Here is a 22,339-nt window from a genome sequence, read left to right as displayed (position 1 = left end):
GATGTGAACCGGTTCACACCGGCCGTCGAAAAACCATGGTCTGGTCAGGCCCGGATGATCGCGGGGGCGATCGGGATCCCGGGAGTTCAGCCATGATTTACGGCGGCTTTGAAATTCAGTCGTTCGAAGCGGGGAGAGGGCAATGGCACGCCAGGATACAACGAGCCGATCTCGCGCCGGTCGTCATCGATGGCTTGTCGTTTCCGACGCTCGAAGTCGGCTTTGCATGGTCCGATCCGGAAGCGGCGATCGCGGATGCGAAAGCCCATATCGACCACAACCGGCAGCGCTACACGATGGCGGCGTCGGTCTGAAACAGGCGGCTGGGATGTCGCAAGTCGAACCCAACCCGGCGCAGCCACCCAGGCAGGTGATGTCGAACTGCCCGCAATGCAGCGCCTCCCTCGCCGTGCTGCGCATCATCCCCGGCAAGGCCGGCGCCGAATACTGGACCATGCGCTGCACGAAGTGCGGCGGCATCCATCTCGACATCGTCAAGGCCGATTCGCCGGCCGCGACGGTTACGGATTCCAGCGACGTCTTCGCCTGACGCTGACATCTGCTGACATTGGAACGGCCCGAATCGGCCGTTCAATCAACACCGGCTTTGCCCTTTTTTCGCGCGCTGATTGGCCCCATATTCCGGCCATGGCGAAGAAACCCGACTCCCCCAAAAAATCAGGCAAAACCCCGAAATCCAAAGCTCACCGGCCGGAAGTTCAGCCGATCGGTCCCGCTTTGGCAGAACTGCTCAATCCCGCGATCAATCGCGGCGATGCCGGCATGGGCTCCGGCACCGGCCTGCAGCCGCCGCCGGACAATTCGAAGGACCGCCGTTCCGGCGGCGAGGCCGCCGTGCATCGCGCTCGATCGTCGACGCCCAAGAACTTCCCACCAAGTTCCGCCGATCCCTATCCGCAACCGCTGCGCCCGAATCCGCAGCCGCCGGGCGCACGAAGCAATCCGGATGGCCTCGACGAAGCCCCGCAAGCCAATTACGGCACGTCGGCGACCATCCCGACGCTCGATCCGGAACTGGCAAAACAATTCGGCTTCACCACCGAAGAGGAAGACGCCGCCGCGCTGGCGCGGCCGCCGCGCAACAAGATGGAGGCGCTCGGCGTCCAGGCGACGGCCGATGCGCTGGAAGATCTGATCCGCGAGGGCCGCCCCGAATTCAAGGGCGAAGGCGGCGGCGTGAAGGTGTGGACGCCGCACCGCCCGCCCCGCCCCGAGAAATCCGAAGGCGGCGTGCGCTTCGAGATCAAGTCCGAGTATGAGCCGAAAGGCGACCAGCCCACCGCGATCAAGGAACTGGTCGAGGGCATCAGCCGCAACGACCGCACCCAGGTGCTGCTCGGCGTCACCGGTTCCGGCAAGACCTACACCATGGCCAAGGTGATCGAGGCCACGCAGCGCCCCGCCATCATCCTGGCGCCGAACAAGACGCTGGCGGCGCAGCTCTATGGCGAGTTCAAGAGCTTCTTCCCCGACAACGCGGTGGAATACTTCGTCAGCTATTACGACTACTACCAGCCCGAAGCCTATGTGCCGCGCACCGACACCTACATAGAAAAGGACTCCTCGATCAACGAGCAGATCGACCGCATGCGCCACTCGGCGACGCGCGCGCTCTTGGAGCGCGACGACGTCATCATCGTGGCGTCCGTGTCGTGCATCTACGGTATCGGCTCGGTCGAGACCTATACCGCGATGACGTTTGCGCTGAAGAAGAACGAGCGCATCGACCAGCGGCAATTGATCGCCGACCTTGTCGCCTTGCAATACAAGCGCACCCAGGCCGATTTCACCCGCGGCACCTTTCGCGTGCGCGGCGACGTCATCGACATCTTCCCGGCGCACTATGAAGACCGCGCCTGGCGCGTGAATTTGTTTGGCGACACCGTCGAAAATATCGAGGAATTCGATCCACTCACCGGCCACAAGCAGGACGATCTCGAATTCATCAAGATCTACGCCAATTCGCACTATGTGACGCCGCGCCCGACGCTGGTGCAGGCGATCAAGTCGATCAAGTCGGAATTGAAGCTGCGGCTGGACCAGCTCCACGACCAGGGCCGGCTGCTGGAAGCACAGCGGCTGGAGCAGCGCACCACCTTCGATCTCGAAATGATGGAAGCCACGGGAAGCTGCGCCGGCATCGAGAACTATTCACGCTACCTCACCGGCCGCCGCCCCGGCGAGCCGCCGCCGACGCTGTTCGAGTATGTCCCCGACAACGCGCTGGTCTTCGCCGACGAAAGCCACGTCACAGTTCCCCAGATCGGCGCCATGTTCAAAGGCGATTTTCGGCGCAAGGCGACGCTGGCCGAATACGGTTTTCGCCTGCCCTCCTGCATGGACAACCGCCCGCTGCGCTTCGAGGAATGGGACATGATGCGCCCGCAATCGGTCGCGGTGTCGGCGACGCCATCAGGCTGGGAGCTGAACGAAAGCGGCGGCGTGTTCGTCGAACAGGTGATCCGCCCCACCGGCCTGATCGATCCGCCGGTCAACATCCGCCCTGCCCGCACGCAAGTGGACGATCTCGTCGGCGAAGTCCGCGCCACCGCGCAGGCCGGTTATCGCTCGCTGATCACGGTGCTGACCAAGCGCATGGCGGAAGACCTCACCGAATATCTGCACGAGCAGGGCATTCGCGTCCGCTACATGCACTCTGACATCGACACCATCGAGCGCATCGAGATCATCCGCGACCTTCGCCTCGGCGCGTTCGACGCGCTGGTCGGCATCAACCTCTTGCGCGAGGGCCTCGACATTCCCGAATGCGCGCTGGTCGCGATCCTCGACGCCGACAAGGAAGGCTTTTTGCGCAGCGAGACCTCGCTGATCCAGACCATCGGCCGCGCCGCGCGCAACGTCGACGGCAAGGTGATCCTCTACGCCGACCAGATGACCGGCTCGATGGAGCGCGCCATCGCCGAGACCGACCGCCGCCGCGAGAAGCAGGTCGAATACAACACCGCCCACGGCATCACGCCCGAAAGCATCAAGAAATCCATCGGCGACATCATGAACAGCGTCTACGAGCGCGACCATGTGCTGGTGGAAATCGGCGACGGCGGCATGGCCGACGACGTCATCAGCATCGGCCACAATTTCGAGACCGTGCTGAACGACCTCGAAACAAGAATGCGCGAAGCCGCCGCCGATTTGAACTTCGAGGAAGCCGCCAGATTACGCGACGAAGTCAAACGCCTCCGCGCCACGGAGCTCGCGGTGGTCGACGACCCCACCATCAAGCAGCGCGGCGTGGCCGCGAAAGCCGGTGCGTACGCGGGCACGAAGAAATACGGCGACTCCGCGAACCTGCCTGCGAGTGCGATGAAAAAAGGCCGCGGCGGAATGCGCGGTGGCTCATCTGCTCCCTCGCCCCGCCCTTCGCGGGGTCGAGACGAGCGAAGCTCGCTCTTAGAGGGTCGGGGTGAGGGGCACCCCACGGGTGGTGCCAGCGGCGCCACCTCCAAAGTCCACAAACCCCACCTGGACGAAATGCACGGCCCCGAATCCCTGCCCTACCGCCCCAGCGGCGCCAAGCCGCGCAAACCCGACATCGGCGGCAACACCAAAATCTTCCAGCCCACCGACTCACGCCAGTCCGGCCCCGAGTTCGGGCCGGCGCCGCGATCGAGCGGTGGCGCGCCGGGGCATCGGGGCGGGTGGAAGAAGCGGTAGCGATCAATCATTAAGTCGTCATTCCGGAAGCCGCGAAGCGGCTGTCCGGAATCCATACTCACAATCGTGGTAATGGATTCCGGGTTCGATGCTTCGCATCGCCCCGGAATGACGCCCTCACCCCACGCTCGCGATCCCCACCGCCAGCAGCGACAGCAGCATCACGTTGGTCACCAGTTGCAGCGAGGTCAGCGGCTGGGTCCGCCAGCGCGCGATCTTGTCGAGGAAGGAAAGGCTGGCGTCGAAGAACAGCGGTTCGAAGCCCTGGCCGAACCGCTTCGGGAATTTGCGCGCGAGCCACGGCGTCAACAGGGCGTAGAACAGCGCGGCCAGCACGACGAAGATCGCGGCGCCGTAGCGCTGGCCGACGATTTCTTGGCTGCCGACGAGCTTGAGCATCAGCGCGGCGGCGGCGAAGGTGGGGAAGCCCTGGAACAGCGCGGTCAGCACAAAACCTTCGAGACGGTTGCGCGAGCTGGATTTCGGAGCTGACATGGCGTTCATGGCGGCGGCTTCCTGTGGTCCCCGATGGGGACGTTGATGCCGCCAGGTTAGGTGGTCGCGCGCGGGTGTGACGTGATGCGTGTCACGTACTTTCGTTCGTCATTCCGGAGCAGCCCGACAGGGCTGAATCCGGAATCTCGAGATTCCGGGTTCGATGCTTCGCATCGCCCCGGAATGACGGAGAGAGATCAGCCCGACCTTCTGTTACTCGTGTTCTGCGTCATGTTGCCGTGGTCGCCCTGCTCGCGGATGTTGTTCTTCTCGTCGTCGCGATGGCCCTTGGTGGTATCGACGGGCACAGTCGGCGTGCTGCCGGGGCCCTTGTGACTCCTGTTCTCCTCGGGAACGGGCGCAATGGTTTTTTCAAACGGTTTGGTCATCAGATTCTCCATTGTATGGCAGGAGAAACGCGGGACAGGCCGTACTCGTTCCCGGCGTGAACGCCGCCCCGCCTTGCACCGACCAAGCAAAAATGAACTAATTGTTCCCGCCGACCGAAAGCATGATCCGCCCGATGCCGAAATCGTTTCCTGCCGTCGTCGCGCTGGCCCTTGCCGGCGCCTGCCTGCTCGCCAGCCCGGCTCGCGCCGACGATGCCGACCGTGCGCTGCTGTCGACGTTTTGCGACGCCGCCGACATCAAGGAATCGACCTGCACGCGGGCCAGGAACTATCCGGACGCGGGAAACCGCGAATGCGACGTCAAGCTGACAGCCGATCGTCACAGCGGACGGTTCATCGCCGCGGGCAATCCCCTGCTGGTGGTCAATTACGAGAGCGGATGCGAGCCGCATGCCACCGATAATGGTGGCGCCGTCGTGTTCGAGCAGAGCGGCGGCAAGACCATCTTCAGGAGCTTTCAGCCGGGCTCGCAGGTCAATGACTGCGTCACCCTGGCGAAGAGCGCGCAGCAGGATTGGCTGATGTGCATCACCGGCCATATCGGCCAGGGCAATCTGGAAACTGGCGTCGCTGAGTTCGTGTTCACCCAGGACTACAGCCGGAACGTCAGCATCTCCCCGGATTTTCTGATCACCACGACGGATTCCATTCGCGCCTATGGCGCCAACGTCGTCATCTGCAAGGAGCGTTCGAAATATTTCGAGGTCTCGGACATCAAGGCCGGGCCGCGGCCGCAGACCGTGACCGTGATGGTTCGCCATGCCGACGCGAACACGATCAGGAAAGCCTGCCGCAAGGGGTTTCCCAAACCGAAGGAAGTTTTTGGAAAGCTCTCGCGCGGCGAGGCCTATGTGCCCGAAGGCTACGAGAAGCGCGGCAAATTCATCATCGATCTCGCCACGCGCAAGGTGACGCCGCAGGGGTGACTTACGTCGTCCCGGCGAAGGCCGGGACCCATACGCCGCGGCGGACGTTTGTGAAGAAGGAAGATAACGACCAGCGTCTGTACCGATTGCCGCTGGTGGGTATGGGTCCCGGCCTTCGCCGGGACGACGATTACAATAGTGGTCAGCTGCGGCAAAACGGCACGACGGCCGCGCCCGGCGTAGCCTTGGCGAAGCCGGGGCAAATCACTTCCGATTTACGGAAATCGTGTCAAGCAGAAAATTTCTGCAAATCAAAAATATTTCTCTTCCCTTCGACCCAAATCACCGGCACATTCTCACCCATCCCGTCCCACTCAGAGGGGCGTCGGCCGTCGTCATGACGAGGGGCGGGTCGCGGTGGACGTAACAGTTGCGATTGACGGTCGCGACTGAAGCGTACGGCGAAAGCGTGTGGTCCTGGCGCCCGTAACGGCGTCAAGTCTTGCGGAGCGATCCGCGAGGCGACGGTGGCAATAGAGGCCGTCTCACCGGGGAGAGCGCGTCATAAGCCGTAAAGCCACTGCGCAGGGAATGTCGGATGTTCTCCGCTGCCCTGTATGCTCATGTGCAGCATTCTTATGCACAATCGCACATGAGACCGCGGGTGCAGCGCGCATCCGGCATTCCCTGCGCCCTCTGATTTTTGGGGGCGAGAAGTGACGCAAGACTCGGGCGCATCGCGCGCCGCGAGAACGCGAAACTATATCCACGTCGTCCCGGCGAAGGCCGGGACCCATAACCACAGGGAGTAGTTTTGCGGAAGGTGTCTGCTACCGAGCCTCTATTGAGAGATCACGCGGTATGGGTCCCGGCCTTCGCCGGGACGACGAATTATAGGCGACGTCGTCCGCAATGGCTGCGTCGTCCAGGCTGTTTGAAATTCGAATCCAGTTTAACAGCACCGACCAGGACAAGCGCAGGTTGACCAACCACAGCTCACGGTAGTGAACCGTTTCCACGCTGGCGACGTCAGACTTTGTGCCTGCTTTTGCGGATCGGCCGCTGTGTTACGGCGTTCGCTGTGGGACCGGCCGCCGCGGGGCAGGTTGAAACTCGGCGGAGAAAGATCGGATGACCGCGGACCTGCATCGGCAGCGCCTACTGAATTTCCTCGACGTCTACTATGCCGGCGACATCGAGGGGTCGCTGGCGCGCTGCACCGACGATGTCGCGTTCGTCGCCAACGCCCCGGTCGATCTGCTTCCCCACATGGGACATCGCCGGGGCACCGCCGCGATGCGCGAGATGTGGACCACCGTCCGCGCCCGCTATTCCGAGATGCGCTGCGAGGTGCCGATCCTGGTCGCCGAGGGCGACAGGGTGGCGGCGAACATCCGGGTGTTCTTCCGCAAGCGCAGCAATCAGCGGATGGTGCAGTTCGACATCGCGGCGTTTTATACCTTCCGCGACGGCCGCATCGCCCAGATCCGCGAGATCATCGACACCTTCGACATGGTCGAGCAGGTGCTGGAGCGCGACGTCAGCGCGATCCTGAGGGGCAACAAGCCGGAGTAGTTGGAGACAACGTCATTCCGGGGCGCGCGAAAGCGCGAACCTCAGATGTGCAATTGCACATCGGGGAATCTCGAGATTCCCCGGTGCGCAATTGCGCACCTGAGGTTCGATGCTTCGCATCGCCCCGGAATGGCGAATGCCCCGTCATATTTTCCCGGCGACGTTGAACCTCGCCGCCCCGGCGGCGACACACCACAAGGCTTTTTCCGGGGCAAAAGAACATATGAAGATCGCATTGCTGGCTCTGCTTGGTTTGGCGTTGGGGGCGCTGGGAGGTGCAGCGCTTGGAATCGGGGCCGGGCTGGCCTGGGTCGAAATCTTTAAAGTCACGAGTTTTGAAGGCTATAACGGCATGCTGGTGTTCTTCACCTTCATGCCGCTGGGCGCCGCGATCGGCGGTATCGCGGGCGCTTTGCTGTTCGGCGTGATCGCAATCAAGGACTCCGAAATCGCCATCGAGCGCGAGCCGGTGCGCCGCCGGGAGCGGTAAAAGCGGCGCCAGCGGCGGTAAAAACACGGAAAATCCTGCATTTGTGCAATGCAGAAACGTCGGTTGTATTTTAGCAAAAAACGCCTATCGTTAGTGTACGAATGAATTTAGCGGCGAGAATTTAGCAACTGCACGGCGTCGACGCGGACGCCCCTGGGCCGTTGCCGTTTGAATCAGTTTCAAGGACCAAATCAAATGACAGAGCATAGTCTCTGGCGTTTTTCGCGCGCGTTGCATCGTGCGATCAATGAACGCCAGCCCGCTGATCTCGAAGCCCTGCTCGACGAGGACGTCGATTGGGCGATCTATGGCCCGATCGACATGTTTCCGTTCTTCGGTTCGCGCCGGGGCAAGGCGGCCGTGATCGAGGTAGTCAGGCAGATCGCAGAGAACATCCGCGTCCATCGCTTCGACCGCGAGTCGATCATGCTGGGGGTCGATTCCGCCGCCTCGATGATGCGCTATTCGCTGACCGCGCTGGATTCCAACAAGCCGATCAGCCTGCGGGTCGCGCATTTCGCCCAGTTCAAGGCCGGCAAGCTGACCAATCTCCGCGTGCTGGTCGACACCTTCGACCTGGTCGAGCAGGCGGTGGGTTATCCCATCCATCTGCCGCGAATGGCGGTCTAGTTAACCCTCACCAATCCCTTTCGTCATGGCCGGACCAAAGCGCGAAGCACGTCTTCGCGCCAGAGATCGCGGGGACACACGTCCTCCTCACCAGCCCCTGGAAGACGTGGTTGCGACAACAGCGTCAAGGCGCGCTTCGCGCTTGATCGAGCTTGCGAAGCCGCACTCGGCGCTGTGGCCCCGGACATGACGGAGTGCGAGGGCGCGCGAATGCGCCCTCGCCATAATTTCGTACCACCGCCAACGCATTCTGCACCTGATTTGGAATGCGGGCGGGTTATGACTTCCACGACACGATTTGGCTGGATAAGGCTGCCGTTGCTGGTGGCCGGCTTCAGTCTGGGCGCGGTGCTGGCCGTGGCGGCGCAAACGCCGCCCGCCGATGAAGATACCGAAGAGCCGGCGGAGGAAGCGGCCCCCGACGTCGCAGCGGCGCCCGACGTGAATGACCCTGATATCATGAAGGATATCGATGTCTCCAAGCTCGACTGGAGCCAGCTCGATCTCGACGCCGCCCCCCTGACCGGGCCAGCCGCAAAAACCCGCGCCGCGTCGAAAGCCGCGACCAGCGCGGACACGGCCTGGTCGGCGAACCAAAGGGCCAATGGTACATCCGCCGTGTCGGTCAAGCAGACGCTGACCCCGTTCTGGGACGCGCGGATCGGCGCCGACATGACGGTTGCCCGGCAAGGCACGCTGACGGCCCAGGAATTACTGTCGGAAAAGCTCGCCAATGGCGGCAGCCTGCCGCAATCGTCCGGCACCGCCTGGGCCGCGATAACAGCGCCGGGTGTCGGCTCGATCTGGGACAAGACGTCAGTCGAAGCCCGCGTCGATCCGGGGGCGGACCAGAGCAAGCTCGGCACCTCCCTGAGCAAATCGCTGCCGCTCAGCGAGCAATACTCGCTCACGCTGCAGAACGGCTACAATCTGATCCAGCAGGGCATCGTTCCGGTGCCCGGCATCATCAGCCATCCGACCCGCAGCTACGAGACCGACCAGTCGGCGCGACTGAGCATCGCCGATACCGGCACCAGCTTCATGGCCGGCCAGACGCTGTCGACCTCGGACGACAAATGGCTGCGCAAGGTCGGCGCCGAGCAGAAACTGTTCGACGGCGTCACCATCTCGGGTTCGGTCGGCGAGACCCCGTCGGGCGTGGTTAACAAGAGCTTTGGCGCAGGCTTCAAGCGCAGCTGGTAAGCCGCTGCAGTTCTTCGCCAATCCTTTTCAGAATGATGCAGCATTGCCGCATATTGGCCCAGATGCAGACAAATTCCACACTACTGATAGGAACGCTTCACTTCGTCGTGCGGGGGACGTCCGCGCTCGCTTATCGCGAAACAGAGGAATGGCCGATGAACGCTACCAATCGAACCGAACAAGTTGAATCAACTGAGGATGTCGTCGACAGCAACCTCGCTGCGGTCTCGGAAGTCGAGGCCGGGATCCGCGACTTCGTCCGCAACGACATCGCCTATCTGCGCCGTCCGCCGGCCGGTGCCGTGGAAACTGTGCCGCTCGATGCCAGCGCGGAGGCCACCGTCAACAACGTCAACTCGCTGATCCAGCGCGTCGCCGGCACCTCGCTTGCTGAAATCGAGAAGCTGATTTCGGAACTCGAAAGCCTGCGCGATCTCCTGCATGCCGAAGGCCAGCGCGTCCAGCGCGAAATCTCCGGCTATGCGCAGCTCAGCCAGGCGGCGATGAAGTCGACGCGCATGATCGCCGACAACGTCACGCAGTGGAAGCGCGCCGCCGACGGGCTGCGCAACAGCTGATCCGGAATCTTTTACTGATTCCAGACCGTTGCAAAAATCCTACACCCGCCGTCTTCTTCAACAGAAGGCGGCGGTTTCGTTTGATATGTGGCTGTTTTGAACTTTATAAGCAGCGCGTCGGGATCAAGGGACGGATGCCCAACGGTAGGCAAACTTCCAGGGATACGAGATGCAAAACGGTCAGCCAAACAACACTCATCCACTGCCGCATTCGGCACATGGCATGGGCACGCTCATGGTCCGGTTCGTCGGACTGCTGACGGTTGCGGTGGTGCTGATGACGCTGATCTGGAGCATCTGACCCGGCGACGGGCAGGCACAGCTTTAAGGTCGCGCGGTTCCAAGTGCTGGTACGATCCAGCGCCATGGTTAGCAAAGCCTGACCTTATTGGACGGACGACGTGCTCTCGAGCGTGTAGCCGCCGTCGGCATAACCCTTCACCACCATCACGGTGGTCAGCATCACGCCGAGCGTGATGGTAGCGAAAATAAAGCCGACAAGTTTCAGGTGGCTGCGATCTGCCATGGTCATCCCCTCGGTACTTCCCCTCAGTCTCATATGGCAGGCAGAAAGTTCAAAATGTGTTAGCAAATAAATTGCTTCGCAGAATGGTAAACTGCGCCCCGGACCAAGAAACGGTTCGCTAAGCATACCGGCTCGGGTCAGGAACCCGCGTTCCGCCGCGGCACGAACGCGGTGGCCAAAAACGAGTACACCTGTTCGCCGCGCTGGTTGGTGCCGGTGTTGCGGGCCTGCAGGATGCCCCATTCGGGACGCTTGTCCGACGTGCGCTTGGTTTCGACGACACTCGAAAAACTGATGGTGTCACCAGCCAACACAGGCCTGATCCAGCGCAGTTCGCGAAAACCGGGCGACGGTCCCCAGACCGCGACTTCCTCGCCGCGCGCGACGGCCTCCCGCGTCAGGCGCTGGCCGTCGGCGACCAAGAGCTTCATGCAGACGGAGCCGACATGCCATCCCGACGCCGCCAACCCGCCGAACAGCGATTGGCGTCCCGCCTCCTCGTCGAGGTGAAACGGCTGCGGATCGAACTGCGCGGCGAATTGCTTGATCAGCTCGGCCGTGAAGGTGAACGATCCAAGTTCGCGCCGCGAACCGATTTCAATGTCCTCAAAGAAACGCATCGAAGATCCTATTCCGCCGCGGCATCGGCGCGACGGCGCACGATGATCGGCGACACCATCTCGCACAGCGTCACGCCGGCGGCGTTCTTGACCACGCCCTTGAACGTCACGATGCCGGTCTCGGGACGGCTGCGCGAAACTCGCGCCTCCGCGACCTCGATATCGAGCATCAGATCGTCGCCCGGCCGCAGAGGTGAGAGCCAGCGCATCTCGTTGACTCCAGGCGAGCCCATCGACGCGGTGCGGCCGATGAAGCTGTCGAACATCATCCGCATCATGATCGAGCAAAGATGCCAGCCCGACCCGGAGAGGCCCTTCAGCATCGACTTGGCCGCGGCCGCTTCGTCCAGATGCATCGGCTGCGGGTCGTACTCCGCAGCGTAAGCCAGGATCTCCTCGCGCGTGACGTGGCGCGGTCCGAACGTACCGAAATGGCCGGGTTTGAAATCTTCGAAGGTGAGCGTTGTCATGATGGGATTTTACAGTGCGGAAGCCCGATTGTGGCCGTTATTTGCAGCAATCTCAACCCGCCCACCCGCATGGCTCGTGCCCGACGGGCGAACACCGTTGCAACCGGTGCGCGTCTTCGGCTTGCTCGGGACCGCATTCGGAGCTAGGCCCTGTGCTCTCAGGAGCGAGGCTGGACGCGAATCACTTTTCGACTTGCCGGGAGAACCACCGATGTTCGATTTTCAGGACCTGTTTCAGTGGGACCGCTTTATCACGCCCACGATCATCAAGACCTTTTACTGGCTGGTGATCGGCCTGATCGTGCTGTTCGGCATATCCGGCATTTTCTCAGGCCTCGCTGCGATGGCGATCAGCCCGTTCGGCGGATTCATCGTGCTGCTGTCCTCGATCGCCAGCGTCGTGGTCGGCGTGGTGTTCTCACGCATCGCCGCAGAATTCATCCTGATCGTGTTCCGCATCAACGAGCACCTCGGCGCGATCCGCGACCAGGGCCAGATGCATTAAGCTCTCACCGTCATCCCCGGGATGAACGCAATTTGCGTTCACCCGTAGGTGCGCGCTCTTGCGCGCCTCGAAGGATGAGGATGCCCGGAGCCCATCCTTCGAGGCTCGCTACGCTCGCACCTCAGGATGACGGGGAGTTCGCAGCGAAAGAGACTCTAGGTATTGAACCTGAAATGCATGACGTCGCCGTCAGCAACGACGTATTCCTTGCCTTCCAGCCGCAGCTTGCCGGCGTCGCGTGCGCCGGCTTCGCCGCCGAGCGCGACATAGTCGGCATAGGCGATGGTCTCGGCGCGGATAAAGCCCTTTTCGAAATCGGTATGAATCACGCCGGCCGCCGCAGGCCCTTTGGTGCCGCGGTTGATGGTCCAGGCGCGGGCCTCCTTCGGCCCGACGGTGAAGTAGGTAATGAGGTCGAGCAGCTGGTAGCCGGCGCGGATCAGGCGGTCGAGGCCGGCCTCTTCGAGGCCGAGCGTATCGAGGAACTCGACGCGCTCCTCGCGTGACAGCGTCGCGATCTCGGATTCGATCTTGGCCGAAATCGCCACCGCGACCGCACCCTCTTTCTTGGCGTGCTCGAACACCTGTTTGGAAAAGCTGTTGCCGTCCTTGGCCGAGCCTTCCTCGACGTTGCAAACGTACAGCACCGGTTTCGACGTCAACAGGCCAAGCATGCCAAAGGCGCGCTCTTCTTCCGCCTTGCGTTCGAGGAACCGCGCCGGCTTGCCGTCGCGCAGCAGCACCAGCGCGCGGTTGACGAGGTCGAGTTGTTCCTTGGCGTCCTTGTCGTTGCCCTTGGCCTTCTTGGTAAGATTGTCGACGCGCTTCTCGAGGCTGTCGAGATCGGCCAGCATCAGCTCGGTCTCGATGGTCTCGATATCAGCCAGCGGCGCGATCTTGCCTTCGACATGGGTGATGTCGGAATCCTCAAAGCAGCGCACCACATGCGCCACCGCGTCGACCTCACGGATGGTGGCGAGGAACTGGTTGCCGAGGCCCTCGCCCTTGGAGGCACCGCGCACCAGGCCCGCGATGTCGACGAAGGTCAGTCGCGTCGGGATGATCTGGGCCGACTTGGCAATCGCGGACAGTTTGTCGAGCCTGGGATCAGGCACCGCCACCTCGCCGACATTCGGCTCGATGGTGCAGAACGGATAATTCGCCGCCTGCGCCGCGGCAGTCTCGGTCAGCGCGTTGAACAGCGTCGACTTGCCGACATTGGGCAGGCCTACGATACCGCATTTGAATCCCATGACGTGTCCTGAAGTCTGTTGCTGGCGGTCGGCGGCGCGTTACGCAGCGCCGTCATCGCCCTTGTCTAAAAATCCCTTGGCCTGCAGCGCAAGGTGCACCTTGTTCTGAAACGTCGAGGCGCGCTCGGTCGCGAGTAAGCCGGCATTGTCGGCGACCGCCTCGCACAGCGCCTCGACCCAGGGCCGATCGCTTTTGGCGAAATCCGACAGCACGTGGCTGTGCACCAGCTCCTTGACGCCGGGATGACCGATCCCAAGCCGCACCCGGCGATAGTCGTTGCCGATATGCGAGGAGATCGAGCGCAACCCGTTATGGCCGGCAATGCCGCCGCCGACCTTGACGCGTACTTTCGCCGGCGGCAGTTCGAGCTCGTCCTGAAACACGATGATCTCACCGACCCCGAGCTTGAAGAAGTTCGCGGCTTCCTGCACCGCACGCCCGGACTCGTTCATGTAGGTCGTGGGCTTGAGCAGGACCACGCGCTCGCGCTCAAGCGTGCCTTCCGACGTCTCGCCCTGAAAACGGCGGCGCCACGGTGCGAAACCATGACGCCGCGCAATTTCATCGACGACCGCGAAACCGATATTATGCCGGTTGTTCGCGTACTTCGCGCCGGGATTACCGAGGCCGACAAACAGGCGCATGACGCGGCATCCCGCGTTCGCTTACTTCTTCTTGTCGCCGCCAGGCGCCTTGGCGCCAGCCGCGGGCGCCTTCGCACCAGCCGCCGGAGCAGCAGCACCCGCTGCGGGCGCAGCAGCCGCACCCGCCGCCGGAGCAGCACCGGGAGCCGCAGCACCGCCAGCAGCAGCCGCCGCAGCCGCCTTGAGTTCTTCGGCGTAGCCGGACGGCGGCACGATGGTCACGAGCGTCGCATCTTCACGCGACAGCGACTTCACGCCAGCGGGCAGCTTGATGTCGGACAGATGCAGCGAGTGGCTGATTTCCAGCGTGCTGGCATCGGCCTCGATGTACTGCGGAATATTGTCGACCGAACACTCGAGTTCGATGGTGTGGGTGACGATGTTGACCGTGCCGCCGCGCTTGACGCCGGGCGAGACTTCGCCGTTGACCACATGCAGGGGAACGCTGACGCGGATGGTGGCGCCTTCACCGAGCCGCATGAAGTCGACATGCAGCGGGAAGTCACGCACCGGATCGAGATGGAAGTCGCGCGGAATCACGCGGTGCTTCTTGCCCTCGAGATCGATGTCGTAAATCGTGGTCAGGAACCGGCCGGCCAGAATGCGCTGGCGCAGTTCGGCATCGTCGACCGAGATGGTCACGGGGGGCTGGTTGTTGCCATAGATCACTCCGGGAACTCTCCCGGCGCGACGCTCTGCCCGGGCGGCCCCCTTGCCGCTCTGCGGACGCGCGGTCGCCTTCAATTCCTTGACGGTCGCCATCGTGTTAAGTCCTTGTTTTCTAAAAAGTTAAAGGCCGCAACGCGGCCCGGTAGCGTCCGACAGCAAGCCTCCAGGGGTGCGGGGGCTGCGGACGTGGCGGGCTTTTAGCCCCAAAGCGCCAAAATGACAAGGAAATCAGGGGATTTTTCTGCGGGCTCTGGACGCAGGGGCAGGCAGCATTGTGTGCCCTCTCCCTGCCCGCTGCCCCGTACGGACGAACGAACGGAGAGACCGTACCTGGCCAAGTCCTAGAAGTCCGTCTTCGGGTTGTCCGGACCGGGCGCGGGCGGCGAAATGCCGATCTTGGCTTCCAGCGCCGCGATCCGGGTCTTCAGCGCCTCGTTTTCCTCGCGCGCCAGCCGGGCCATGTCCTTGACCGCGTCAAACTCCTCGCGCTTGACGAGGTCGAGGTCGCGCAGGATGCGTTCGGCCTGGTTGCGAACGACCGCATCGACCTCGCGCTTGACGCCCTGGGCGGCGCCGGCAGCGTCGTTCATCAAACGGCCGATCTCGTCGAAAAACCGATTGTTGGTCTGGGTCATCGCTAAACGCTCCGGTCGCTGCAACTGGGTCTGCTTCCACCAAGACAATGGCGATCCAGACGCCCGGGTTCAAGAGTGCCGTTCAACGCCAAGGTGATGTCCGTTTGCCTTGTCATGCCCTCCTTTCCTTGCAATCGTACCGAACGTCGCCCCCCAAAAACCAGAATCAGAAAACAGAAACGCACATGATCGACCAGCAGATCGACATCCAGACCAAGGACGGCAAGACCACCACTTTCATCACCCATCCCGAGCGCGGCGGACCGTTTCCCGTCATCCTGTTCTACATGGACGCGCCGGCGATCCGTGAGGAATTGCGCGACATGGCGCGGCGGCTCGCGACGTCAGGCTATTACGTGATGCTGCCCAATATGTATTACCGCTCCGGCGTGATGGAGCTGGGGCCGATTCCGCCGGACCCTGAGGCGCCCGAGCGCAAGCGGATGTTCGAGTTCATGGCCTCGATCAATATTCCCATGGTGATGGAGGACACCAAGGCCCTGCTCGCCTATGCCGCGACCCAAAAGGCCGCGAACACCGCCATCGTCGGCACCGTCGGCTACTGCATGAGCGGCCGCTACGCGGTCAACGCGGCGACGCATTTTCCGGACCAGGTGAAAGCCGCAGCCTCAATCTACGGCACGCATCTGGCGACCGACCAGCCGGACAGCCCGCATATTGCCGCCGGCAAGACCAAGGCTGAATTGTACTTCGCCTGCGCCGAAACCGACATCTACGCGCCGGCCGAGATCATCGAGAAATTGAAGCAGGGCATGAAGGGATCGAACAACGAGGTCGAGGTTTTCCCCGGCACCCATCACGGCTTCGCCTTCCCGAAGCGGCCGGTCTATCACCGCGACGCCGCCGAGCGGCATTGGGAACGGCTGCTGGCGCTGTATCGCCGCAACCTCGCCACCTGATCGCAAGGTTCCGATACAAGGCTCCCCGCCGATCTTCGGCGTGGCCCATGCCGTCTACACCAAAGCCCTGTGAGCCAGATGCAATTCCTCACTATCGCCTTTCCGGTATTCGATCCGATCGCGCTCTCGATCGGACCGATCGCAATCCGCTGGTATGCGCTGGCCTATATCGGCGGCATCGTGCTGGGATGGATTTATGCGCGTTCGCTGGTCAAGAGCGAGAAATTATGGGGCGGGCCGGCGCCGATCACGCTGGTGCAGCTCGACGATTTCATCCTGTGGGTCACCATCGGCATCATCGTCGGCGGCCGCACCGGCTACGTGCTGTTCTACAATCCCGCCTATTTTGCGCAGCACCCGGCCGAGATTTTCGAATTGTGGAACGGCGGCATGTCGTTTCACGGCGGCTTCCTCGGCTGCGTCGCCGCGGTGATGCTGTTCTGCCGCAAACACGGCATCTCGATCCTGTCGCTCGGCGACATCACCACCGGCGTCGGGCCGATCGGATTGTTCCTCGGGCGGCTCGCCAACTTCATCAACAGCGAATTGTGGGGCCGGCCGGCCGATTCCAGCGTGCCATGGAGGATGGTGTTCCCCAATGGCGGGCCGCTGCCGCGCCACCCCAGCCAGCTCTATGAGGCGGCGCTCGAGGGCATCCTGCTGTTTACGATATTGGCGGTCATGATTCGGATGGGTGCCCTGAAGCGGCCGGGCCTGATCCTCGGCAGTTTCATCGCGATCTACGCAATTGCCCGAATAATAAGCGAGTTCTTCCGTGAGCCGGACCCGCAGCTTGGATTTTTGTGGGGCGGGCTGACAATGGGTATGCTGTTGTCGGTGCCGATGATCATTGCCGGAGCCATCCTGATGGTGATGGCATGGCGCAAGGCGCCGGAGCATTTGCAGAAGCCCATTTAAGGCAAGGAAGGCCGTGACCGAACTTTCGCCGCTACAGTCCGAGATCAGGAAGCTGATCCAGTCGTCAGGCCCGATGCCGGTCTGGCGGTATATGGAATTGTGCCTGATGCATCCCGACCACGGCTATTACGTGTCGCGCGATCCGCTGGGCCGCGAGGGCGATTTCACCACCGCGCCCGAAGTCAGCCAGATGTTCGGCGAACTGCTCGGGTTGTGGGCCGCTTCGGTCTGGAGGGCGATCGGCTCGCCGCCGGCGCTGCGGCTGGTCGAGCTCGGGCCCGGCCGCGGCACCATGATGGCGGACGCGCTGCGCGCGCTGCGGGTGCTGCCGCCGCTCTATCAGTCGCTCAGCACACACCTCGTCGAGATCAATCCGGTGCTGCGCGAGAAGCAAAGCGCGACGCTGTCGGGCGTGCGCAATCTCAGCTGGCACGACAGCATCGACGACGTGCCCGAGGGCCCTGCGGTCATTTTCGCCAACGAGTATTTCGACGTGCTGCCGATTCACCAGGTGGTGAAGCGTGAGACCGGCTGGCATGAGCGCGTGATCAAGCTCGACGACGGCGGCAAGCTGGTATTCGCGGCCGCCGACGAACCGACTCCCCGCTTCGAGGTGCTGCTGCCGCCGCTGGTGCGTGCCGCCCCGATCGGCGCCGTGTTCGAATGGCGGCCCGACGCCGAGATCATGAAGATCGCCAGGCGCGTGCGCGAGCAGGACGGCGCTGCGCTGATCATCGATTACGGCCATCTGCGCAGCGACGCCGGCGACACCTTCCAGGCCATCGCCCGCCACAGCTTCACCGATCCCCTGAAGAATCCAGGACAGGCCGACGTGACCGCCCATGTCGATTTCCAGGCATTGGTGCGCGCCGCCGAAGATATGGGCGCGCGCACCCACGGTCCGGTGACGCAGGGCGAGTTCCTCAAGCGGCTCGGCATCGAGACCCGCGCATTGACGCTGATGGGCAAGACCACGCCGGAAGTTTCCGCCGATATTTCCAATGCGCTGAAGCGGCTGACCGATAGTGGCCGCGGCGGCATGGGCTCGATGTTCAAGGTGCTGGCGATCACGGAGCCGCATCTCACCTCGGTCGCGGGCCTGTCCGACGAACAGGAATCTGCCGACGAAGAGGCGTCATGACCTACGGATCGTCGCTGCTTTCGGCCATTCCGGGCCTGCGCCACGCTTTCTTCACCCGCGAGGGCGGCGTATCCGGCGGGATTTACGAGGGCCTCAATGGCGGCCTCGGTTCGAACGATGATGCCGCCCACGTCGCGGAAAATCGCCGCCGGATGGCCGAGCAGATGGGTGTCGCACCGGATCGTTTTCTCAGCGTGCACCAGATCCATTCGCCCGATGCCGTGGTGGCGACCGGCCCCTGGACCGGGGACAAGCCGCGCGCCGACGCCCTGGTCACCCGCACCGAAGGCCTTGCGATCGGCGTCACCGCAGCCGATTGCGGGCCGATCTTGTTCGTCGATCCCACGGCCCGCGTGATCGGCGCGGCCCATGCCGGCTGGAAGGGTGCGCTGACCGGAATCATCGAATCCACCGTGGATGCGATGGAAAGACTCGGCGCCGACCGCAGCGGCATGGTGGCGGCGATCGGCCCCCTGATCCGCCAGCATTCCTACGAAGTCGGCGGCGAATTCGTCGAACGTTTTCTGGATGCCGACGCCGGCAATGCCGCCTACTTCATTGCTTCGGAGCGCGCCGGCCATTCGATGTTCGACCTTGCCGGCTACATCCGCATGCGGCTGGAAAACGCCGGCGTGCTGATGATCGACGACATCGGCGTCGACACCTATTCCGACGAACGCTTCTACAGCTACCGCCGCTCGGTGCATCGGAAAGAGCCGGATTACGGAAGGCATGTTCACGCCATCGCGCTGACCGACTGAGTTCCGCCAGCGCGATTCCCGAACCATCGCCGAGCGCTGCAATCCAGCCTTGACTCTCCACTGGGTGGAGGCTGCACAACCCGCGGCATGACACATCGAACCTACAGCATCGGCGAAGCGTCGCGCCTCAGCGGAGTGTCCGTTCGGCGACTGCGCTTCTATTCGGACCAGGGACTGCTCCCGCCGGCAGGCCGAACGGAGAGCGGCTATCGCGTCTTCACCGATAGCGAGCTCGTCCGCCTCGACCTTATCAGCTGCCTGCGGGACGCCGGCCTCGGCCTCGATGCCATTCGCGAGGTGTTGTCGAAGGAGCTTTCGCTGACCGAGGCACTGACGCTTCGCCTGCGGGCGCTCGAGGCCGAAATCGCAGCGCAGCGCCGGATCGCGGCGGCGCTGCGTGCGGCCCTTCGTTCGCCCGAACTGACCGAAGCCGATTTGAGGAGATTCTGGACCATGACCAAATTGTCGCGCGATGAACGGCTTAGCGTCGTCGAAGCTTATTACGAACGGGTCTCTGACGGCGTGAACATCGATCCCAAATGGATGCGCCAGATGATCGAAGACAGCGTCCCCGAACTGCCCGAAGACCCGACGCCCGAGCAGTGTGACGCCTGGATCGAGCTTTCGGGCATGCTGCGCGATCCCGAATTTGCGGCCAACATGCGAAACAATGCCAAGGACATCTGGGACGACGCGACCTTCGATCCCATCGCCTGGAAGACCGAAGGCGACGCCATCCTGGTCAAGGCCGAGGACGCCATCGCGCGCGGCCTTGAACCGACTTCGGAAGCCGGCCAGGCACTTGCAAGGGAATGGGTGGAAATCTCGGCCCGACTCACGCAGCGCAAGCCCGATCCGGATTTCCGAACTTGGTTGCGGGCCAAATATGATTACCATGACGCGCGCGCGGGCCGCTATTGGCAGTTGGTTGCCATCCTGCGGGGCCAATCGCCGAGTAGCAGCCCGAACCGGGAATGGGAATGGATGTCGACGGCCATGAAGCACCATCTCGCCGATGCGGCCCCATCGTGAAAATGCCGTGATTGGCCAGGCGATAAAGCAAGAGTCCGGTCCAATGTTCGACCAGGTGTGGCTGTCCTGCCAGAGCGCCGGGCTTTCTGAGTAGGCTGCCATCCCCTGCCCTAGACCTTAATGCATTTTAACGATATCGCAGGGCAATGAGGGACCTCATCCCAGCCTCCTGCCTGCGATCCCCGCGCGCGATTATCACCGCGGCGCTGCTCGCCGTTTCGTGTGCGCTTGGCGGCTGCGCCGGTGGCGGCGCGGCGAGCGGATCGTTCGCGATGGCGACCAGCGGTGGCGGCTCGACCGTGGCTTTTGAATCGATCGACGGCCCGCCGCCACACGTCTTCGACCGCATGGTCGGCGTCATCGACAGCGAATCGAAGCTGCGGAACCTGCAGATCGTCTCGCGCGAAGGTGGCGCTTCCTACCGCGTGCGCAGCTATCTCTCGGCGCAAGTGGTGCGCGGCAAGACCATGATCGCCTGGGTCTGGGACGTCTACGACAACAACCAGCAGCGCGCGCTGCGGCTGTCCGGCGAGGAACCGGCGGGCAAGGCCGGACGCGACGCCTGGGCCGCCGCCGACGATCTCGTGCTGCGGAAAATCGCGCAGGCCGGCCTTAGCGGCCTCAGCGGCATGATCAACGGCGCGCCGGAAGCACCGCAGCCGGCGCCAGCCCCCTCGCCCGGCCGCCGCGGCTCCGCGGTCGCGAGTGTGGAGCAGACAGCACCCGCCGAGGGTGTATTTGGTGTCGCCGCGCTCGGCTTCAGCAGCCATTAAGCCTACCCCGTAAAGTCCCGTATCGGCTCATTTTTAACCGGGAAAACAGCTGCGACGGGTTGCCAGCCGCGCCACCTGCCTGATATCTCCTCGCGCATCGAAACCCGCCGGTTTACAGGTATCCCAGATGCTGAACGTCGTATCCAGCAAGGCGCGGGGAGAGGCCTCGATGTCCGCCAAGAACGGCTCCATCAAGCTGGTCGCCGGCAATTCGAACCCTGCTTTGGCGAAGGCCATCGCCGAAGGGCTGGATCTGCCGCTGACCAAGGCCAGCGTCCGCCGCTTTGCCGATAACGAAATCTTCGTCGAGGTGCTCGAGAACGTGCGCGGCTCGGACGCCTTCATCATCCAGTCGACGTCGTTTCCGGCCAACGACCATTTGATGGAATTGCTGATCATCACCGATGCGCTGCGCCGCTCGTCCGCGCGCCGCATCACGGCGGTGATCCCCTATTTCGGCTACGCCAGGCAGGACCGCAAGGTCGGCTCGCGCGCACCGATTTCGGCCAAGCTGGTCGCCAATCTGATCACGCATGCGGGCATCGATCGCGTCATGACGCTCGACCTGCATGCCGGCCAGATCCAGGGCTTCTTCGACATCCCGACCGACAATCTCTACGCCTCGCCGCTGATGGTGCGCGACATCAAGGAACGCTTCGACCTCGCCAACGTGATGGTGGTGTCGCCCGACGTCGGCGGCGTGGTGCGCGCCCGCGGCCTCTCCAAGCGCATCAACGCGCCGCTCGCCATCATCGACAAGCGCCGCGAACGCGCCGGCGAATCCGAAGTCATGAACGTGATCGGCGACTGCGCCGGCTATACCTGCATCCTGATCGACGACATCGTCGATTCCGGCGGTACGCTGGTGAACGCGGCCGACGCCCTGATCGCCAACGGCGCCAAGGAAGTCTACGCCTACATCTCCCATGGCGTGCTGTCGGGCGGCGCCGCCGCCCGCATCGCCGGCTCCAGGCTGAAAGAACTTGTCATCACCGACTCGATCCTGCCGACGGAAGCGGTCAACAAGGCCGCCAACATCCGCACGCTCTCGATCGCGCCGCTGATCGCCGAAGCCATCGGCCGTACCGCGGCGGAAGAATCGGTTTCGAGCTTGTTCGATTGAGAGGCGGCCTCTCCGCGTCATTGCGAGCCACCGGGTCGCGCGAATGCGCGCCCGATGACGGGCGCAGCGAAGCAATCCGTTCTCTCTTTGCGTGGCGGCATGGATTGCTTCGCTGCGCTCGCAATGACGGGGATGGTGTAGCTCCAACCAGAGCTGTCATCCCCGCGGAGGCGGGAATCCAGTACGCCGCGGCCTATCGGTTCAATCATGAGCGTCTCTGGAATACTGGATCACCCGCATGCGCGGGTGATGACAGCTGGATATCAGTTCGCTATCTCGCGGCGCGTTGCGTCCGAGCTTTGCCGGAAATTTCCTTGCCCTCGAAACGAGAGGGCGCAGGGAAGACCGGGTGCGCGCTGCACCCGCGGTCTCGCGTGCGGTTTGCACAAAACAAAGTGCACACGA

At 63.0% G+C, this 22,339-nt stretch carries 27 protein-coding genes; 18 read left to right on the top strand and 9 right to left on the bottom strand.

The features are described from left to right. The first annotated feature begins 92 nt into the window (after positions 1 to 92). The 3 genes from JQ629_RS33400 (at position 93) to uvrB (ending at position 3,696) form a co-directional block, all read left to right on the top strand. A complete protein-coding gene (locus JQ629_RS33400; RefSeq protein ID WP_212034271.1) occupies positions 93 to 314 on the top strand; it encodes a hypothetical protein in 222 nt (73 codons plus the stop codon). Positions 315 to 328: 14 nt separating this feature from the next. Next, complete coding sequence (locus JQ629_RS33395; RefSeq protein ID WP_212416223.1) at positions 329 to 550, top strand: hypothetical protein; 222 nt, start codon at positions 329 to 331, stop codon at positions 548 to 550. Positions 551 to 648: 98 nt separating this feature from the next. Further along, positions 649 to 3,696, top strand: a complete 3,048-nt coding sequence (gene uvrB / locus JQ629_RS33390; protein ID WP_212416222.1) for an excinuclease ABC subunit UvrB — start codon at positions 649 to 651, stop codon at positions 3,694 to 3,696. Between the two features lie 117 nt (positions 3,697 to 3,813). Here the strand turns inward: uvrB and JQ629_RS33385 are convergent, their stop codons facing one another. Both JQ629_RS33385 and JQ629_RS33380 read right to left on the bottom strand, forming a co-directional pair. Then, the gene (locus JQ629_RS33385; RefSeq protein ID WP_212416221.1) at positions 3,814 to 4,200 is read right to left on the bottom strand and encodes a hypothetical protein; all 387 of its coding nucleotides are present in this window, start codon (positions 4,198 to 4,200) and stop codon (positions 3,814 to 3,816) included. Positions 4,201 to 4,388: 188 nt separating this feature from the next. After that, a complete protein-coding gene (locus JQ629_RS33380; RefSeq protein WP_212416220.1) occupies positions 4,389 to 4,580 on the bottom strand; it encodes a hypothetical protein in 192 nt (63 codons plus the stop codon). 134 nt (positions 4,581 to 4,714) lie between these two features. Between JQ629_RS33380 and JQ629_RS33375 the strand changes: the two genes are divergently transcribed. From JQ629_RS33375 to JQ629_RS37625, 7 genes are all read left to right on the top strand, one after another. Next, positions 4,715 to 5,527, top strand: a complete 813-nt coding sequence (locus tag JQ629_RS33375) for a hypothetical protein (RefSeq protein ID WP_212416219.1) — start codon at positions 4,715 to 4,717, stop codon at positions 5,525 to 5,527. Positions 5,528 to 6,598: 1,071 nt separating this feature from the next. Further along, positions 6,599 to 7,042, top strand: a complete 444-nt coding sequence (locus JQ629_RS33370; RefSeq protein WP_212416218.1) for a nuclear transport factor 2 family protein — start codon at positions 6,599 to 6,601, stop codon at positions 7,040 to 7,042. 223 nt (positions 7,043 to 7,265) lie between these two features. Further along, positions 7,266 to 7,532 carry a hypothetical protein gene (locus JQ629_RS33365; RefSeq protein ID WP_212416235.1) on the top strand — a complete coding sequence of 89 codons (267 nt, stop codon included), beginning with the start codon at positions 7,266 to 7,268 and terminating at the stop codon, positions 7,530 to 7,532. Positions 7,533 to 7,727: 195 nt separating this feature from the next. Beyond that, complete coding sequence (locus tag JQ629_RS33360; protein WP_212273936.1) at positions 7,728 to 8,162, top strand: nuclear transport factor 2 family protein; 435 nt, start codon at positions 7,728 to 7,730, stop codon at positions 8,160 to 8,162. Between the two features lie 279 nt (positions 8,163 to 8,441). Continuing rightward, complete coding sequence (locus JQ629_RS33355; RefSeq protein WP_212416217.1) at positions 8,442 to 9,365, top strand: hypothetical protein; 924 nt, start codon at positions 8,442 to 8,444, stop codon at positions 9,363 to 9,365. 155 nt (positions 9,366 to 9,520) lie between these two features. Continuing rightward, entirely contained in the window at positions 9,521 to 9,943 is a 423-nt protein-coding gene (locus JQ629_RS33350) for a hypothetical protein (RefSeq protein ID WP_212416216.1), read from the top strand. A 169-nt stretch (positions 9,944 to 10,112) separates the two neighbouring features. After that, on the top strand, positions 10,113 to 10,244 hold the full coding sequence (locus JQ629_RS37625; protein ID WP_283815975.1) for a hypothetical protein: 132 nt from the start codon (positions 10,113 to 10,115) through the stop codon (positions 10,242 to 10,244). A gap of 84 nt (positions 10,245 to 10,328) precedes the next feature. Here JQ629_RS37625 and JQ629_RS33345 read toward each other — a convergent pair whose 3' ends face one another. The 3 genes from JQ629_RS33345 to JQ629_RS33335 all read right to left on the bottom strand — a co-directional run bounded on the left by JQ629_RS33345 (position 10,329) and on the right by JQ629_RS33335 (position 11,559). After that, positions 10,329 to 10,469 (bottom strand): hypothetical protein, encoded by a 141-nt coding sequence (locus JQ629_RS33345; RefSeq protein WP_212270072.1) that lies wholly within the window; start codon positions 10,467 to 10,469, stop codon positions 10,329 to 10,331. A 137-nt stretch (positions 10,470 to 10,606) separates the two neighbouring features. Continuing rightward, entirely contained in the window at positions 10,607 to 11,089 is a 483-nt protein-coding gene (locus tag JQ629_RS33340; RefSeq protein WP_212416215.1) for a MaoC family dehydratase, read from the bottom strand. A gap of 8 nt (positions 11,090 to 11,097) precedes the next feature. Continuing rightward, a complete protein-coding gene (locus tag JQ629_RS33335; protein WP_212416214.1) occupies positions 11,098 to 11,559 on the bottom strand; it encodes a MaoC family dehydratase in 462 nt (153 codons plus the stop codon). Positions 11,560 to 11,770: 211 nt separating this feature from the next. Between JQ629_RS33335 and JQ629_RS33330 the strand changes: the two genes are divergently transcribed. After that, positions 11,771 to 12,064 (top strand): DUF4282 domain-containing protein, encoded by a 294-nt coding sequence (locus JQ629_RS33330; RefSeq protein WP_212416213.1) that lies wholly within the window; start codon positions 11,771 to 11,773, stop codon positions 12,062 to 12,064. A gap of 155 nt (positions 12,065 to 12,219) precedes the next feature. Here JQ629_RS33330 and ychF read toward each other — a convergent pair whose 3' ends face one another. The 4 genes from ychF to JQ629_RS33310 all read right to left on the bottom strand — a co-directional run bounded on the left by ychF (position 12,220) and on the right by JQ629_RS33310 (position 15,266). Then, positions 12,220 to 13,317 carry a redox-regulated ATPase YchF gene (ychF, locus tag JQ629_RS33325; RefSeq protein WP_212034260.1) on the bottom strand — a complete coding sequence of 366 codons (1,098 nt, stop codon included), beginning with the start codon at positions 13,315 to 13,317 and terminating at the stop codon, positions 12,220 to 12,222. Positions 13,318 to 13,356: 39 nt separating this feature from the next. Then, positions 13,357 to 13,962, bottom strand: coding sequence for an aminoacyl-tRNA hydrolase (pth, locus tag JQ629_RS33320; protein WP_212416212.1), 606 nt, complete (start codon positions 13,960 to 13,962; stop codon positions 13,357 to 13,359). A 21-nt stretch (positions 13,963 to 13,983) separates the two neighbouring features. Then, positions 13,984 to 14,724: a 50S ribosomal protein L25/general stress protein Ctc gene (locus JQ629_RS33315; protein ID WP_192737673.1), complete on the bottom strand. Its 741-nt coding sequence runs from the start codon at positions 14,722 to 14,724 to the stop codon at positions 13,984 to 13,986. 248 nt (positions 14,725 to 14,972) lie between these two features. Then, positions 14,973 to 15,266 carry an accessory factor UbiK family protein gene (locus tag JQ629_RS33310; RefSeq protein ID WP_212270068.1) on the bottom strand — a complete coding sequence of 98 codons (294 nt, stop codon included), beginning with the start codon at positions 15,264 to 15,266 and terminating at the stop codon, positions 14,973 to 14,975. Between the two features lie 185 nt (positions 15,267 to 15,451). Here JQ629_RS33310 and JQ629_RS33305 point away from each other — a divergent pair, with 185 nt between their 5' ends. The 7 genes from JQ629_RS33305 to JQ629_RS33275 all read left to right on the top strand — a co-directional run bounded on the left by JQ629_RS33305 (position 15,452) and on the right by JQ629_RS33275 (position 21,934). Beyond that, a complete protein-coding gene (locus JQ629_RS33305) occupies positions 15,452 to 16,186 on the top strand; it encodes a dienelactone hydrolase family protein (protein WP_212270067.1) in 735 nt (244 codons plus the stop codon). Positions 16,187 to 16,264: 78 nt separating this feature from the next. After that, entirely contained in the window at positions 16,265 to 17,104 is an 840-nt protein-coding gene (gene lgt, locus JQ629_RS33300) for a prolipoprotein diacylglyceryl transferase (RefSeq protein WP_212416211.1), read from the top strand. Between the two features lie 13 nt (positions 17,105 to 17,117). Further along, positions 17,118 to 18,245 (top strand): class I SAM-dependent methyltransferase, encoded by a 1,128-nt coding sequence (locus tag JQ629_RS33295; protein ID WP_212416210.1) that lies wholly within the window; start codon positions 17,118 to 17,120, stop codon positions 18,243 to 18,245. Further along, positions 18,242 to 19,006 carry a peptidoglycan editing factor PgeF gene (gene pgeF, locus JQ629_RS33290; protein ID WP_212416209.1) on the top strand — a complete coding sequence of 255 codons (765 nt, stop codon included), beginning with the start codon at positions 18,242 to 18,244 and terminating at the stop codon, positions 19,004 to 19,006. Before JQ629_RS33295 ends, pgeF begins: the two co-directional genes overlap by 4 nt. A gap of 87 nt (positions 19,007 to 19,093) precedes the next feature. Further along, on the top strand, positions 19,094 to 20,038 hold the full coding sequence (locus JQ629_RS33285; RefSeq protein ID WP_212416208.1) for a MerR family transcriptional regulator: 945 nt from the start codon (positions 19,094 to 19,096) through the stop codon (positions 20,036 to 20,038). 146 nt (positions 20,039 to 20,184) lie between these two features. Beyond that, positions 20,185 to 20,811 carry a hypothetical protein gene (locus tag JQ629_RS33280; RefSeq protein WP_212416207.1) on the top strand — a complete coding sequence of 209 codons (627 nt, stop codon included), beginning with the start codon at positions 20,185 to 20,187 and terminating at the stop codon, positions 20,809 to 20,811. 169 nt (positions 20,812 to 20,980) lie between these two features. After that, on the top strand, positions 20,981 to 21,934 hold the full coding sequence (locus tag JQ629_RS33275) for a ribose-phosphate pyrophosphokinase (protein ID WP_192737680.1): 954 nt from the start codon (positions 20,981 to 20,983) through the stop codon (positions 21,932 to 21,934). Positions 21,935 to 22,339: the final 405 nt, after the last annotated feature.

The sequence above is a fragment of the Bradyrhizobium sp. AUGA SZCCT0222 genome, from assembly GCF_018130205.1.
Taxonomy (GTDB): Bacteria; Pseudomonadota; Alphaproteobacteria; order Rhizobiales; family Xanthobacteraceae; genus Bradyrhizobium.
The sequence above is the reverse complement of the archived record's forward strand: the minus strand, read 5'-3'. Positions and strand labels throughout refer to the sequence as shown.